Raw genomic sequence first — 15,258 nt, 5'->3', positions numbered from 1 at the left:
TGGCCACGCGTTACTCACCCGTTCGCCACTCTATTCGCGCCCGAAGGCGCCTTAACCGTTCGACTTGCATGTGTTAGGCACGCCGCCAGCGTTCATCCTGAGCCAGGATCAAACTCTCCGTTCGAAATCGCCCCCTGAAGGGGGGCGTTCTGTTCTGTGAGATTGGATCCGGTCCGTTTTCGTTATCGTCTTCAAAGGAACCGACCTCGGGAGGTCTCCCTCCGGGGTTCGGTGTCTTGTAAGTCTTCGTCTGGCTGGGACCCTCTCGGGTCCTCTTCAAATTCCGTATTCCAGTATCCGGTTTTCAAGGTCCCCCGCCTCGTCTCCGAGGGGGTGCCGCGTCAAGCGGCGAGGATGTATATTACGCCCGTCCCCCGGACGGCGCAAGCCCCTTTTTCCCGCTCCACGATTCCTTCACAAACGGGGCAGAGGCCCCGTAGAGGCGAGCCGCGAAAGGACCCGGGCTCCGTTTCCTTATACATAGGCGGAAAAGGGGCGCCACGGGTGGGACGGGGCTCGGGCTCAGTCTCTCTTCATGCAGACAGCGAAGGGACGTCGCGGGCGGAGCCTTCGATTCTCCCCTTGTCGCGGAGGGCGGGGCCTTCGATCCCCTCCCCCCGTCCACGCCATGACGGCGCGCAGGCCGGCTCCTCCGCCCCCCTTCTCTCCATGGAAGAAGGCGACATGCGCGACGGGCCGTGGCGCATGCTCCTACGGAATGCATATATATAGAAAAGACGGCCGCGATAAAAGAAAACCCCGCCTCGGACAAACGAGGCGGGGTGCAAGGATCTGGCGGAGGAAGTAGGATTTGAACCCACGAGGGCTTTCACCCTGCTTGTTTTCAAGACAAGTGCCTTCAACCACTCGGCCATTCCTCCAAAACGCATTGAAGGATACCACATCCGGCCGCCCTTTGAGGCGCTTAGGAAGGAACGTCTCCCCCTGCACGATAAGCCCGGAGAGAGAGAGAGAGAGAGAGAGAGAGAGAGGAGTCCGCTCCCTATACGCGCGAAGAGGGCCCCTGTCGCACAGAGGGCCCTCTTCGCATGGGTCTCAAACCCGTATGAACATGCGCCGGCAACGGAGGGGGTACGGCGCCGAATATATCCCTTACTTTCCAGCTGCGGCGTTTTCTCCGGCGATCTTGCCATAAACCATGCACATGCCGGCGCTCAAGCCCTTCAACGAAATGGGGTACTGCACATTGAATCGACCGCCCTGCGTTGCTCCACATACGTACAGGCCTTTGATGACGTTGCGCTCGCTATCGTACACTCGGCATTCTTTGTCGGACTCGAATCCACCGAGGTTACCGAGATTCAGCGCACAGCCGCACTCTGCCGCATAAAAGGGTCCATTCTCCAGCGGGAAAAGGCGTTTGGAGCTTTTGAAAAAGTCGGTGTCTTCGCCGTTTTTGGCCAATTCGTTATAGCGTTCGATCGATGCCTTCGCCGCATCTACATCCATTCCTTCGATTTGAGCCAGCAACTCATCGATGGTGCCGCCCTTCAGGCAACGCCCCTCTTCGACGGCCGTCTCGATATCGGAATCGGTGCGCACATTGATTTTAAGGCCTGCGGCAGCGTATTCAGGCAGGGGCTCATCGCGATAAAAGCATGCGACGCCATGCGCTGCGGGGAAATAGGCGAGCTGCTCGGGCCAAGCGGAATCGAAGAACTGATACGCTTTACGCTGGGGTTGCAGCTCGACTTGATTTTCAAGCTGCTGCCCTGGAAGATCCTCGTTTATGAAGCGCTCACCGCGCAAATTCAGCCACAGGTATCCGTTATTGCCGATCACGCCACGACCGTCGGCGCCAGCGCCGCCGCCCATGTGGTGAATCATGGGAGCATGCCACTGCTCGACGGCCGCGCCAGCCCATGCGCCCATCTTGTGGCCTTCGCCCACATTGGTGTAATTGCCTTCGTCGTCGGTATCGATACTCAAAATCTGAATACCGTTCTCAATGCACTCGGGAGCGTAGAACTTCATCATATCTTCGTTGCCGAGATAGTCGCCCGTTGCAAGTACAACGCTCTTAGCATTGATTTTAATGTACTTCTCCGAGCCGGTCTCTTGCGCGTATATGCCGACTATTGCCCCGCTCTCATCCTGAATCAGCTCGACTCCCTTGGTCTTATAACGAACCTCGGCACCCGCATCTACGGCCGCCTGAAGGTTATCTGCCATCACGGTAGCAAGACTGCTGAAGCCCACAGAAGTAGGATAGCAGGGCAGGTCTTCCTGCGTGTAATCGTAGGTTTCGGGCATCGGATACATGTAGGGATACAGGTAGTTCTTCTGGCCTTCTTCCGGAATCTCAGCATAGCTCTCTTCCGCGATATACACGTCGCTCGGCTCAAGGAACCAGTCGAGAGCCGCACCCGACTCGTCATAATATCGGCTGATGATGCCGTAATTCGCATGGTGGCTGCACTCTTCCATGTGCATGTTGACGACCATCTTCTTGTCGAGGAAGCCATCGCCGCGGCCCCACTGCGCCTGCGTCTGGCCACCGAAGATGGCCATGTCGCTCGCCGCGCTATTCAGTTTAGATGACGCTTCCAGACATACGACCTTGGCGCCGGCCTCTGCGGCGGCACGTGCGGCAGGGACGCCCGCGCAACCAAGGCCCACGACGACGACATCCGCATCGATGCTTTCGGCCACGTCAGCATCAGTGATCTCGGGTTTTTCTCCCAACCAAGGCAATGCGCCCGTTCCATCGTATCCGACGGTGGTCGGAGACGATTCGGGCGATGCGGCAGCCTTATCCTTAGAAGAAGCGGTGCTCGGTGCACACCCTGAAAGACCGGCTACGCCCGCAAGCGCGGCTCCCATAACGGCAGCACCGGACAAAAAGTTACGACGACTGATTCCCTCGATCTCATTGAACATGGCATTCCCTCCCATTCTCTCCTATAGCGTCGGCCCGGAACGGCACCGCTATTAAGAGGGGGGCGGAGCCATTCGAACCGATGCCCCGCATTGTGTTCGAAAACCAACCGGCATACACCCACCGTCATGGTCGAAAAGGTCGACCGACGATTAAAATCCCTGCTCATGCGCTCATGATTCCAAGAACACATCAACCATCATGGTCGAATCTTCCGTTTGGTATGCAGCCACTATGCGATAATGCATCGAACGTCACTCCAGGAGGAATTTTGATCGAGTCGCGCGAAATAGCCTTCATTCCCACCCACGCCTGCTTCGCGGTCGGCTATGCATGCGTATGCGCCTGGGCGATCGTCCTGCTGTTCTCGCAGGCCTTCGGGTCGCCGAGCGACATCTACGCCGCACCGATGTCCATGCTTCCGGGCCTGGTAGCCTGCCTAAGCAGCATCGTCTTCCTCAGGACCTTCCCTTCGATTTCGGGCAAGACCCCCTTCGTCGTCACGGCAAGCGTCCTTATGGCCGTGGGAACCCTTCTGTACACCCACCCGGCATTCGCTGCCGCTGAAGCCCTTCGTTTAGGGGGACTTGCTTTATCTGGATTTTTCGCAATCGTGGTAATCATGTCGTGGTTCGACACCTTTGCCGACCTCCAGCCTCGGACGACCATCGTCACGACGGGTTGCGCGCTCAGCATCGCCGCCATCACCTGCTGGGCCATCCTCTCCTGCCCCGCCGCGATCGCAAGCACCGCGTCTTCGCTACTACCGCTGCTCTCCATGATGTTGCTTCCGAAAATGCGCGATGGCGGTTCGGAAAATGACGCCTCTCGCACGATGCGCGAGGTGATAGCCGCCGCCATTCCCGCTCGTACTTTGCTCGGCCTGGCGGTGACCTTCTTCATAGTCCGCTCCATCGCGACCCTCGCCCCCGAATTCGAGCAGTTCAACTCCTCCGTTACGCTGATTTCGCTGCTTGTCCCTCTTTCGATTACCGCGTTCTTCATCGGCAGCGCCCTGCTGGTCAAAAAACGCATAGACCCGTCCATCTTCTACAAGATCCTTCTATCCTGCTTCGCGGGCTTCGTGTTCCTTCTTGCATCTTCGACAGGCATCACCGCAGCGCTCGTGTTCTATGCGAATTTGGCAGCCGAGGTGATAACCTGGACCGTTCTTGCTCTCTGGGCCAAAAAGACCCCCGTAAAACCCCATCTCGTATTCGCAATCGGCTGGATAGCAGAATGCACAGGCAATACGCTCGGCCAAGTCGTCACGCCGCTTTTTGCCGCCCAAGGTCATTTGTTCTTCGCCGTGGCCATCGTGGCCATACTGCTAGCCGTGAGTTTCGCATTCAGCGAAGGACATCTGATCCTCGAAGTCGATTTCGAGGACGAAGACAGGGCCGATGCAGCAACCGACAAACAGGGCTCGAAGACAGACCCTATCGCTGCATCGCAAAAAGCCGACGCCGGTCAGGGCTCCAAAAATCAAGAACCGAAAGCACGCCCCGCAATGGGAGACGAGCTCGACAAGCGAATGGACGCCTTTGCCGCATCGTATGACATATCGCCCCGTGAGCGCGACGTCCTTGAGCTCTGGATAGCGGGAAGGGGCATGAAGTACATCGAGAACGCCCTCTTCATCAGCGAATCGACGGTGAAGTCGCACCTTCGCAGCATTTATCGCAAATGCGACACGCACAATCGCGACGAGACGATTTCGCTTTACGAAAAGGAAACTCCAGGCGAGTAGCGTCGATTTCCGTTCCCCGCCCCTACAGGCGCCGCCTGCTTTCAATCCGGTTTCGCCGATTGCGATTACCCAGACGGCTGAAGCCCGCACGAAGAGCATGATGCCGACACGCAAAGTCGAGCGGCCTTACGTTGCGAACAGAGCAAGGCCTTATCCCACAGCGGACGAAGGGCCCCGCATGAGCGAGGCCCTTCGTCCGCAAAATGATATCGACATAAAGCTCTAGAGCGTGCGCAGTGCATCCACGAGGGCGGTCTTGCCTTCGGTCTTCTCGTCCTTCATCTTGATGACTTTCGCGGGAACGCCGGCCACCACGGCGCCGGCGGGAACGTCGTTGACCACCACGGCGCCGGCGGCGACAACGGCGCCCTCGCCCACGCGAACGCCCTCGAGTACGACGGCGTTGGCGCCCATCATGACATTGTCCTCGACGATGACGGGCGTGGCGCTGGCAGGCTCGACCACGCCGGCGAGCACGGTGCCTGCGCCGATGTGGCAATGTTTGCCCACGGTGGCGCGGCCGCCCAGGACGCAGCCCATATCGATCATGGTGCCCTCGCCGATCACGGCGCCGATATTGATGACGGCACCCATCATAATGACCGCGTTGTCACCGATTTCAACCTGGTCGCGGATAATCGCGCCGGGCTCGATTCGCGCATTGATGCCCTTCTTGTCGAGCAGCGGCACGGCAGAATTGCGGCAGTCGTTTTCGACCTCGTAGTAATCGATTCGCTCGACGTTCTCCTCGAGCACCGGAGCAAGATCGGCCCAGTCGCCGAACACGACCTTGCCCTTGCGGCTGCCGAACACCTTGACGGCGCCCTTTTCGCAATGGGCGGCATAGTCGATCTTCTGGCCGGGCTTTTCGCGCACGTACAGCTTCACGGGCGTCTTCTTCTCGGCGGTGGCGATGAAATTGATGATTTCCTCTGCGTTCATGAAGGTTCTCCTTTTCGTGAATGGGCCGCGGGGCGGCGCATGCCGGCGCGAAGCCGGCCTACTTCCATGCTATGCGAACATCAGCTCGTCGAATGTGTAGAACCCAGGCTCGCGAGCGACGAGTTTTTTCGCCGCAGCAACGGCACCCGTGGCGAAAATGCGACGGCTCGTGGCACGATGGGTCAGCTCGACCTCTTCGTCGGGACCGAAGAAATGCACGGTGTGCGTGCCGGCAACCGTGCCGCCGCGCAGCGCATGGACGCCGATTTCGCGCGGGTCGCGCTTGCCGCACATGCCCTCGCGACCATACACCGGCTCGTACGCGCCTTCGGGATTCACGGCATCGAGCAACAGCTTCGCCGTGCCGCTCGGGGCGTCGGCCTTCTGGTTGTGATGCGTCTCGGTGATTTCGATGTCGAACTCGGCGAGAGCCTCGGCGGCCTGGGTAGCCAAACGGCGCAGCACCGCGACGCCGAGCGAATAGTTGGCGCTATGGATGACCGCCGCGCCGCGGCCCAGCGCCTTCACGCGCGAGAGTTCTTCATCCGAATAGCCCGTCACGCCGCTCACCAGCGCCGCGCCGGTGCGCGCGACGTACGCCTCGACAAGCGGGAGCATGTCTTTGTGGGAGAAGTCGATGGCCACGTCGGCGGCGGCCGCATCGCGCAGATTTTCTTTCGTATCCGCGCCCACGATACCGACGAGCTTCAGGCTGCTATCGGCCTCGACGAGCTCGCGGATAATCGTGCCCATACGGCCGTCTCCGATGACGAAGACGCCGATCTGCTGCCCGGTTTCCTGTTCGTTAGCCAATCAGACCAACTCCTCTCATAGCTCCTTCGACGCGCGCGCGGCCCGCTTCGCTCAGCTCGCACAGCGGCTGGCGGTACTCGGCCTTGCCATAGCCCATCATTTCGAGCGCGCCCTTCACGGGAATGGGATTGACCTCGCAGAACAGCGCGTCGATCAAATCCATGCAGCGCAGCTGCTCGGCGAGCGCCGCATCATGGTTGCCTTCGAGATAATCCCAGACCATACGATGCACTTCGAGGGGCATGACGTTGGCCCACACCGAAATGACGCCGCTTGCACCGAGGGCCATCATGGGCAGCACGATGTCGTCATTGCCCGAGAACATAAGGAAATCCTCGTTCACGTAGCGCGCGATGCGGGCGGCATACGACATATTGCCGGACGCCTCCTTGATGCCGAGGGCATTGGGATGCTTGGCCAGGCGTTCGACGTTGCGTTCGGAAATGGAGCATCCGGTGCGGCCAGGCACGTTGTACAGGATGCACGGGATGTCCACCGCATCGAGCACGGCGGTGAAGTGACGGTAGATGCCCTCTTCGTTGCTCTTGTTGTAGTACGGGGTGATGAGCAACAGGCCGTCGACGCCGATGCGCTGATAGCTCAGGCTCTTTTCGACCATGGTCTGCGTAGAGTTGGAGCCGCTGCCCGCGATGACGGGAATGCGGCCGGCGACGCGCTTCACCGTGAACTCGCACACCGCGTCGTCTTCTTCGTGCGACATCGTCGACGATTCGCCCGTCGTGCCCAGAATGAGCAGCGCATCCGTTTCATTTTCCAAATGGAAGTCAATCAGGCGGCCGAGCGCGTCGAAATCGACGCTGCCATCGGCGGCAAAGGGCGTGACAAGCGCCACGATCGAGCCTTTGAGGTTCTTCAGATCAGCCATATCCGTTCCTTTCGAAAGAGCGATCCTTTCGCTGTGCCGTATTTAGATCCGTTCGGGCTTGTGAGCCAGATAGGAGTAATCGTCGAAACAATCGAGCGTGGCGAAATAATCCGCCGGCGTCTCGGCGCGGCGAATGAGCTGTGCGCTTCCGTCTTCACGCAGCAGCACCTCGGCGGAGCGCAGCTTGCCGTTATAGTTGTATCCCATAGAGTGGCCATGGGCGCCCGTGTCGTGGATGACCAGAAGGTCGCCAGGAACGACCTCGGGAAGCGCGCGGTCGACGGCGAATTTATCGCTGTTCTCGCACAGGCCTCCCACCACGTCGTACACGTGGTCGCACGGCACGTCTTCCTTGCCCGCCACCGTGATGTGGTGATAGGCGCCGTAAATCGCGGGACGCATCAAGTTCACCGCGCAGGCATCCACGCCGACGTAATCCTTGTGAGTATGCTTCTCGTGGATGGCGCGCGTGACAAGGCAGCCGTAAGGGCCCAGCATGAAGCGGCCGAGCTCGGTGTACAGCGCCACATCGCCCATGCCCGCAGGAACCAGGACGTCCTCGTACACGCGGCGAACGCCTTCGCCGATGACGCGGATGTCATTGGGCTCCTGGCCGGACTCGTACGGAATGCCGATGCCGCCCGACAGGTTGATGAACGAAATGTGCGCGCCCGTTTCGCGCTGCAGATCGACCGCGAGCTTGAACAGGACCTCTGCAAGCTTGGGGTAGTAATCGTTAGTCACGGTGTTGCTGCAAAGGAACGCGTGGATGCCGAAATGCTTGGCACCCTTCTGCTTCAGAATGCGAAACGCCTCGTAGAGCTGCTCGGTGGTCATGCCGTACTTGGCGTCGCCAGGGTTGTCCATGATGCCGTTGCTGATTTCGAACAGGCCGCCGGGATTGTAGCGGCAGCTGATCGTTTCGGGGATGGAACCGATAGTCTGCTCGAGGAAATCGATATGCGTGATGTCGTCGAGGTTGATGATCGCGCCGAGCTTATCGGCCAGCACATAATCGGCCGCGGGGGTTTCGTTCGAAGAAAACATGATGTCATGGCCGCGTACGCCGCATGCGTCCGACAACATGAGTTCGGTGTACGACGAGCAATCGCAGCCGCAGCCGTATTCCTGCAAGATCTTGATGAGGAACGGATTCGGCGTGGCCTTCACCGCGAAATACTCTTTGTAGCCTTCGTTCCACGAAAACGCGTCGCGCAGGGCTTCCATATTGCGACGGATTCCCGCCTCGTCATACAGATGGAACGGCGTGGGGAACTGCTCGGCTATGGCCTCGAGCTGGTCTTTGGTAGCAAACGGCCTCTTCTCCATGAAGGCGCACCTTTCTCGCTGCAACACTGCGCCTCGGGGGCGCGTCGGGCGTGGGGCGCATGCAACGGGCGAAAGCGGGCGCCACGAATGACCCGCGGATCGCACCGAAACATACTGGATAGAAGGGCGCCTGCTTGCCGATATGAAAATCGCCAGCAAGGCGCTGCCTCACTGGCGATACGAAACCGTATGCATATCAGCAAGATAGCGCACCCGCGGCATTGCCGCGGACAGTCCTGAGGGTATTCCCCGCAGGCCCACCCGAATGCCACGCCTGGCACCCGAGTTCGGCGGTACGCACCTCCCTTTGGCATCGAACGCCTGCCGGCTCTGCCAAAGTTCATCTTGTCCGCGCCTCTATCGTAGGTATGAAATTATCGCTTTAGTGTGCGATAGTCAAGAAAAATCGCCCCGGCTTGCAAAAATGCGTATATGCTGCACCAATAAATACGAAATCGCGCCGCTCACGCGGCCGCAGGAAGGACCGCCATGACCACCGCTTCTCCCGCCGACGAACTCGCACTCCTCACGCGCCTGCGTCGCGACCTGCATCGCATCCCCGAGCTGGACTTCGATCTGCCCGAAACGCTTCGCTACGTGTGCGGCGAGCTGGAGGCCCTGTGCGATGACGTGACCGCGCGATACGGAAAAGACGCCTGCACGGTCTTTTCGCCCTGCAAAAGCTCGCTCTGCATGTTCTTCGACCGCAAAAGCGAGCATGCCACGGCCGTGCGATCCGACATGGACGCCCTCCCCGTGACCGAGAAGTCGGGCGCGGAATACGCCTCATGCCATCAGGGTCATATGCACGCCTGCGGCCACGACGGCCACATGGCCATGGTGCTCGGCCTGGCTCACCATCTTGCGGAATCGTTCGACGAGCTGCCCCGCAGCGTTCTTCTGGTATTCCAGCCGGCCGAAGAAACCACGGGCGGCGCGCGTTTCATCTGCGAATCGGGCGTGTTCGAGCGCTATGGCGTCGACCGCATATTCGGCTTCCATCTGTGGCCCGATCTCGCGATGGGCGAAGTGGCGAGCCGTCCCGGTCCGTTGCTTGCCGCGACGAGCGAATCGACCTTCGATTTCCACGGCAAGGCGACCCACATCGCCAAGGCGGCCGACGGCGCCGACTCCCTCGAGGCCGGCATGCGATTCGTGTTGGACGCCTACGGTTACATGGCCGAGCAGGCGAAAGCCGAGCCGTGCCTGCTCAAGTTCGGCCTTTTGCAAAGCGGACAGGCGCGCAACGTCATTTCCTCGCACACGCACATCGAAGGCAGCCTGCGCACCTATTCAGATACCATGACCGTAACGGCCAAGCAGCATTTGGCCGAACTCGCCGAAAGCCGCGCCGCCGAAGCGGGCTGCACCTGCACCGTTCATTTCAGCGAAGGCTATCCCCCCGTGGTCAACGATGAAGCCCTCTTCGACTTAGCGCGTGCGGCGCTGCCCGATTTGCACGAGCTGCCCGAACCGCTGCTGATCGGCGAGGATTTCGCCTTCTACCAGCGCCATCTGCCGGGCGTGTTCCTGCTTCTGGGAACGGGAACGGGCATTCCCCTGCACGCCGACACGTTCGATTTCGACGAGCGCATACTTGCGGCGGGGTTGGAAACGTACAAAAAGCTGGTGCGCATTCCGTAGGCGAAGCCGATGCTCCGTGCGCCTCGAACGCCGAACACCGCGCAAACGCCGCCTGAGCCGTATGCATAAGAAAGGAACCGACCGTGACCGCGCAAGCCGCAGATCCTATCCCCCTCGAAGACGCATTCGACTTCCGAGGCCCTGACGCATCGGGGCAATGCGCGGCGATGTTCTACGCATTCAATACGGTGGTCAGCCTGCAAGCGTTCGCCGAAGAAGACGCCTGCCGCGAAGCGTTTCAGCGAACACTCAACGCGTGTCGCAGGTTCGAACGACTATTCAGCCGCACGCTTCCCCGCTCCGACATTTCGAGGATCAACGACGCGCGCGGAGCATGGGTCGATGTTTCACGTGAAACATTCGATCTGCTGACGGCGTCGGTTCGCTACTGCGCCGAAAGCGGCGGCGTATTCGACATCACCATGGGGTCCGCCGTACGCCTGTGGGATTTCCATCGCGGCATCATCGCCGACGAAGCGAAGCTGAAAGCCGCGCTTCGCCATGTGGATTGGCGCGGCATCGAATTCGACGAAGCCGAAAGCGAATACGACGGCAAGGCGCGCTACCGCATTCGGCTCGACGACCCCGACTCCTCGGTCGACGTGGGCGGGACCGCTAAGGGCTATATAGCCGATGCGGTCGGAGCCATTCTTCTTCAGGCAGGCGTGCATTCCTTCATCGTGAATCTGGGTGGCAATGTGCTCGCCCATGGTATGAAGCCCGACGGCAATCCGTGGAAAATCGGCCTGCAAGACCCGCGCGAAACGCGCGAGAGCGGCAAGATCCTCGGCGCCGTGCCGCTCATGGACGCATCGGCCGTCACGAGCGGCACCTACGAGCGCTCGTTCGAGCGCGGCGGCACGACGTACCACCACATCCTCGACCCCGAAACGGGTTTTCCCGTGCAGACCGACATCGCAGGAGCAACCGTCGTCGCACGCACGTCGCTCGATGCGGAAGGGTATTCGACCACGCTGCTCGCGCTGGGAAAAGAACGGGCCGTCCGCTTCGTCCGCGAACACCCCTCTATCATGGCGGCGTATTTGGCCGACGACGAAGGAAGGGTCGTCGCGATCGAGCAGCCTTCGCGGCCGGCGTAGACGCCGAAAACGGGGCATCGACGCGGCGAAAGACGAATATCAAGGAAATTCATCGCACCGGGAGCGCATCCACCCATGCAATGGTAGAATAGATTTTTGCATACGCCTCCGTAGCTCAGGGGATAGAGCACCGCTCTCCTAAAGCGGGTGTCGGCCGTTCGAATCGGCCCGGGGGCACCATCGAATAACCGCTGGTCAGAAGCTTGCTTTTGACCAGCTTTTCTTTTTTGAGCCCCTCACGGGCGATGTCAAGCAGGTGAAATTCGAGTGAAAAGTTCTTCTATGGAGAAATCTTGAAGAAAAGGGGATTGCACGAAACGACCGGTTTTCAATACCTTCCATAACCAGATGGCCCCACATTCTAAGTCTCGACCGTAAAACGTTGAAAAGTCAACGGGAAGAGAATCCCAAACACCAGCCGTCAAAATGCAGCATGAGAAGAAAAAAGGGGGCATCTGCAGCGAGTCAAAGCACTCTGCACGAAATAAACGCCGTCGCTTCAAAACCAAAGCCGGCCCGCTAAATAAGGGCCCCTTCACTCCTGTCGATTCGAGCCTTGCTCCTTCCATCGCTCGAGCGTCGGCAGCACCGCACCGAGGAGCGAGGCGCTCTCGTCAACACTCCAACCCATGGCATCGGCCATACGCGGGGCGCACTCCTCAATCATGTCATCCATGGTCATTTCGCAAACGTAAGAACCACCTTCGTAGCACCAGCGACAATAATCCTGCGTCTCCGCGCCATCGGACTTATGGCCGAGCTGATCAGGCCCCGTAAACATCATGCCGCAGCTTTGGCAATAATGATCAGGCATCTCGAGGAGCTGCGTCACTGGGACGTCAAGCTCACGGGCAATAAGCTTAATCATATCGATTCCGGGAGCCGTCTCGCCGGTCTCCCAGCGGCTTACTGCTTGACGGGTGATGAAGAGCCTTTTCGCAAGCTGCTCTTGAGTCAGTCCACGCTCGCGACGAAGCGTGGAAAGGACGTCCTTCAATATCATGGATACCCCCTTCTTCCTGCCGTTCACATTCAATTATCCAACGGCGCGACCAACGCGCAAGCAACACTTCGTTGCGCCACGCAGGCAATCCGCCCTTTGCTAGAATTACATTCGGAGATAAAAACACTGCCCCGTTGAGTAGTCGGGGTGCGGCGCCGCGAACGCCGTCCGTAACCTGCCTCCTTGGTTGTCTCTTCTCCGTGCAAGAAGCCCTACATAACGAGGGCTTGGTTTTTTGCGCGTTCGAGGAGGCACGGATAATGCACAGAGAAGGACCATCGAGCATCTTCACTATCTATTTCAATGGGCAGTTCTGGGTCGGCACGATTGAAAGAATCGAGGGAAGCGAGCTTTCTGCCGCCCATGTGGTGTTCGGCGCAGAGCCCTCGAATGAACAAGCCCTTCAGTTCGTCATTGAGAAATGGGGCGAGCTTAGATTCTCCCCTAAGGTCAAAACAGAGCAGAAAAAGGAATCGGGTAACCCCAAGCGCAGACAACGCGAAGCCGCGCTTGCTGCCGCGAAAGCGACACCCAGTACGAAGGCGCAACAGGCCATCGCCAAGATGCGCGAACAGAATAAAGCGGCAGCGCAAAAGGAAAGCGCAGCCGCAAGAAGGGAAGCCTCAGCATGGAAACGCTCCGTGAGAGCGAACAAGCGCAAGAACAAGCATCGCGGACATTGATGCCGCCTCCATCGCGTCATCCTAGCGCCTTCCTCTTTAGGCCTCTCGAAGATAAAGGGAATGAGCCTCCTGAGGCAGAAAAAAAGGAACCCACTCAAACAAAAGACACTGCCCCTTTCGTCTTACCCGCGGAACATGCCGCGCAACAAGGCGACCCCCCCCTGACCCCTTTCGCTGGCGAAATCGCCTGATGACGCTTCTAGTTGACAAATTGCCAACCTATATTGGTGGCGTCCCATCCCGCCCCGCGCTTCAATAGCACCGTACCAGCGCGGCAGCGCAACAATAAGGAAAGGAGCTTTCTTGAATTTCAACGATCGACTCGTCGAGCTTAGAAAGAGAAAAGGGTTGTCCCAGGAGCAAATCGGCTACGAGCTTGGCGTCTCTAGGCAAACAGTTTCGAAGTGGGAGCTCGGACAATCCTATCCTGATTTCCAAAGACTCGTTCTGTTATCGGACTATTACGAAATGAGCCTCGATGAGCTTGTGAGAGGAATTGACGTGGGCGATGTGCGTGTCCTCAACGAATCGGAAAAACGCATTTCCTCGATTTATTCGGACGTGGAGAAAGGGAAGGCAATGCTTGGCAGCGCCTGGAAAGCATTTCTGGCCATTGGCTGCGTTATCTTGGTGTTCTTCGCCGCAATTGTGTCCTACGGAGTGTTTTTCGTAAGGTAGCCAGTCCACCTTCCCGCCTTTCGGTTCAAACGAATAAAGAAATGAACCCCTCAACGCGAAGAGGGGTACGTTTCTGCGCAAAATGAAAGGGCATTGGATGATTTCATTGAAAAACGTCAGTCTTGAAGTCGGGGGTAAATCGCTGCTCGACGGCGTCTCATTCGACTTCGAAGACGGCAAAGTATACGGACTCTTAGGTCCGAATGGAGCGGGCAAAACCACCCTGATGAAAACAATGCTGGGGCTCACTGCATACTCGGGCGAGGTGCTATCTGACGGCCGTCGCGCCGAGAACGAGGAGTTCGGATCTCTAATAGAATACCCCGCATTCTATCCTCGCCTAACCGCCCGCGAGAATTTGGAGCTCTACGCTCGCTACCGAAAAATACACAGAGCAGACGTCATGACGGCGCTCGATGAGGTCGGGCTAGCCGATTCAGCCGACGTTCTAGTGACTAAAATGTCACTTGGAATGCGCCAAAGGCTCGGCGTCGCGCGGGCATGCCTCGGCTCTCCGCGATACCTCCTCCTCGACGAACCGACCAACGGGCTTGACCCCCTCGGTATCAAAGAGGTCAGGGCTCTTCTACGCGGTTCGCTCCGCCATCCGAAACGGTGCATTATCGTCTCAAGCCACAACCTACCAGAACTTGCCGCGGTCTCTGACGAGCTCGTCTTCGTCAGGAATGGCAGGCTGGTTTCATCCACTCTCTGCATTGGAAGCGCGTCAGCGCTCGAGGGGCTTTACGAGGAAATCTTTTCTAGCAACACGGAAGGAAGGCAACCGTGCGCCTAGTGTTCAACGAAATATGCAAGCTCAAGCGGGACAACTCCCTCATCTTCATTCTCGCTCTGACGCTCCTGCCCATTATCACGGGCGCTGCTGGTGCCTTTATAGGAGAACGAAAATCCGCCTCTGACCTAATTTTCTTTGTCAATAATCAGTTCGCCATATTCTTTCCCATGGCGGTCGTAATGCTAGCGGGTTCCAAGGTCTGCCAGGAATGGCGCGACGGCACCTATCTGACCTGGGTGACGCATGGGATACCGCGAACCAAGCTCCTAGCGTCAAAGGCGATTGTCTGCGCAGGAGTCTCCGCCTTCATGGCCCTCACTGCACTTGCGCTGCTTACTTTTGTCTGCCTTATTTTATCAGCTGAAGGAACTGAATCCTTTCCTGTCATCGCCGCCTTCGTTCCTGGCTTCGCCGCCGAATCCCTTTCAATCATCATTACGTCAACGGCAATGGGATTCCTAATCGGGGTCTTATCGCGGAACCAGCTTATCGTCAGCGCGGCAGCGGTTGTCTATGGATTCGCATCGTGCCTGTTCATTGGAGCCGACTGGAGTTTCATCATCCCTGGAAGCTTCGCCTATAGGATAGCAACCTCCTCCCTCGACCCACTGACCTACTACAGCTCTCCCCTCACGGCAACATTCATTGGCGTCTTCGCAACGGCCACAAGCGTCACCGTGTTTGCTACCGTTGCGGCCGCCATCTTCCTTAAAGGACGAAAAATCGAGCGCTGAT

General features: G+C 58.6%; 13 protein-coding genes, 2 tRNA genes, 1 rRNA gene and 1 riboswitch. Of the genes, 8 read left to right on the top strand and 8 right to left on the bottom strand.

Annotated features, from left to right (window positions below):
• From DMP07_RS08345 to DMP07_RS08335, 3 genes are all read right to left on the bottom strand, one after another.
• Positions 1 to 124: ribosomal RNA gene (locus DMP07_RS08345) — 16S ribosomal RNA — on the bottom strand; the annotation flags it as partial.
• Between the two features lie 669 nt (positions 125 to 793).
• Positions 794 to 881 (bottom strand) — tRNA-Ser (locus DMP07_RS08340).
• A 232-nt stretch (positions 882 to 1,113) separates the two neighbouring features.
• Positions 1,114 to 2,901, bottom strand: coding sequence for an FAD-binding protein (locus DMP07_RS08335; RefSeq protein WP_123198682.1), 1,788 nt, complete (start codon positions 2,899 to 2,901; stop codon positions 1,114 to 1,116).
• A gap of 92 nt (positions 2,902 to 2,993) precedes the next feature.
• Between DMP07_RS08335 and DMP07_RS08330 the strand changes: the two genes are divergently transcribed.
• A complete protein-coding gene (locus DMP07_RS08330) occupies positions 2,994 to 4,649 on the top strand; it encodes a response regulator transcription factor (RefSeq protein ID WP_211324553.1) in 1,656 nt (551 codons plus the stop codon).
• 222 nt (positions 4,650 to 4,871) lie between these two features.
• Here DMP07_RS08330 and dapD read toward each other — a convergent pair whose 3' ends face one another.
• From dapD to DMP07_RS08310, 4 genes are all read right to left on the bottom strand, one after another.
• Positions 4,872 to 5,591, bottom strand: coding sequence for a 2,3,4,5-tetrahydropyridine-2,6-dicarboxylate N-acetyltransferase (dapD, locus tag DMP07_RS08325; RefSeq protein WP_123198680.1), 720 nt, complete (start codon positions 5,589 to 5,591; stop codon positions 4,872 to 4,874).
• Between the two features lie 69 nt (positions 5,592 to 5,660).
• Complete coding sequence (dapB, locus tag DMP07_RS08320; RefSeq protein ID WP_244594955.1) at positions 5,661 to 6,404, bottom strand: 4-hydroxy-tetrahydrodipicolinate reductase; 744 nt, start codon at positions 6,402 to 6,404, stop codon at positions 5,661 to 5,663.
• Positions 6,397 to 7,290, bottom strand: coding sequence for a 4-hydroxy-tetrahydrodipicolinate synthase (gene dapA / locus DMP07_RS08315; protein WP_123198679.1), 894 nt, complete (start codon positions 7,288 to 7,290; stop codon positions 6,397 to 6,399). Before dapA ends, dapB begins: the two co-directional genes overlap by 8 nt.
• 42 nt (positions 7,291 to 7,332) lie before the next feature.
• Positions 7,333 to 8,619, bottom strand: a complete 1,287-nt coding sequence (locus tag DMP07_RS08310; RefSeq protein WP_123198678.1) for a diaminopimelate decarboxylase — start codon at positions 8,617 to 8,619, stop codon at positions 7,333 to 7,335.
• A 197-nt stretch (positions 8,620 to 8,816) separates the two neighbouring features.
• Positions 8,817 to 8,987, bottom strand: a riboswitch (Lysine riboswitch).
• Between the two features lie 121 nt (positions 8,988 to 9,108).
• Between DMP07_RS08310 and DMP07_RS08305 the strand changes: the two genes are divergently transcribed.
• The 3 genes from DMP07_RS08305 (at position 9,109) to DMP07_RS08295 (ending at position 11,543) form a co-directional block, all read left to right on the top strand.
• A complete protein-coding gene (locus DMP07_RS08305; RefSeq protein ID WP_123198677.1) occupies positions 9,109 to 10,263 on the top strand; it encodes a M20 metallopeptidase family protein in 1,155 nt (384 codons plus the stop codon).
• Between the two features lie 83 nt (positions 10,264 to 10,346).
• Positions 10,347 to 11,363, top strand: a complete 1,017-nt coding sequence (locus DMP07_RS08300) for an FAD:protein FMN transferase (protein ID WP_244594954.1) — start codon at positions 10,347 to 10,349, stop codon at positions 11,361 to 11,363.
• Between the two features lie 104 nt (positions 11,364 to 11,467).
• Positions 11,468 to 11,543 (top strand) — tRNA-Arg (locus DMP07_RS08295).
• 355 nt (positions 11,544 to 11,898) lie between these two features.
• On the opposite strand, the gene DMP07_RS08290 is transcribed toward DMP07_RS08295, so the two are convergent.
• On the bottom strand, positions 11,899 to 12,366 hold the full coding sequence (locus tag DMP07_RS08290) for a zinc ribbon domain-containing protein (RefSeq protein ID WP_123198676.1): 468 nt from the start codon (positions 12,364 to 12,366) through the stop codon (positions 11,899 to 11,901).
• A 260-nt stretch (positions 12,367 to 12,626) separates the two neighbouring features.
• Here DMP07_RS08290 and DMP07_RS08285 point away from each other — a divergent pair, with 260 nt between their 5' ends.
• From DMP07_RS08285 to DMP07_RS08270, 4 genes are all read left to right on the top strand, one after another.
• Positions 12,627 to 13,049 carry a YjdF family protein gene (locus DMP07_RS08285; protein ID WP_123198675.1) on the top strand — a complete coding sequence of 141 codons (423 nt, stop codon included), beginning with the start codon at positions 12,627 to 12,629 and terminating at the stop codon, positions 13,047 to 13,049.
• A 303-nt stretch (positions 13,050 to 13,352) separates the two neighbouring features.
• On the top strand, positions 13,353 to 13,727 hold the full coding sequence (locus DMP07_RS08280) for a helix-turn-helix domain-containing protein (protein ID WP_123198674.1): 375 nt from the start codon (positions 13,353 to 13,355) through the stop codon (positions 13,725 to 13,727).
• Between the two features lie 97 nt (positions 13,728 to 13,824).
• Complete coding sequence (locus DMP07_RS08275; protein WP_161957064.1) at positions 13,825 to 14,523, top strand: ATP-binding cassette domain-containing protein; 699 nt, start codon at positions 13,825 to 13,827, stop codon at positions 14,521 to 14,523.
• Positions 14,523 to 15,257: an ABC transporter permease gene (locus tag DMP07_RS08270; RefSeq protein ID WP_161957063.1), complete on the top strand. Its 735-nt coding sequence runs from the start codon at positions 14,523 to 14,525 to the stop codon at positions 15,255 to 15,257. Before DMP07_RS08275 ends, DMP07_RS08270 begins: the two co-directional genes overlap by 1 nt.
• Position 15,258 lies beyond the last annotated feature (1 nt).

Source organism: Slackia faecicanis, from assembly GCF_003725295.1.
Lineage (GTDB): Bacteria > Actinomycetota > Coriobacteriia > Coriobacteriales > Eggerthellaceae > Slackia > Slackia faecicanis.
Note: the sequence above shows the minus strand (reverse complement) of the source record. Positions and strands in the feature narration are given on the sequence as shown.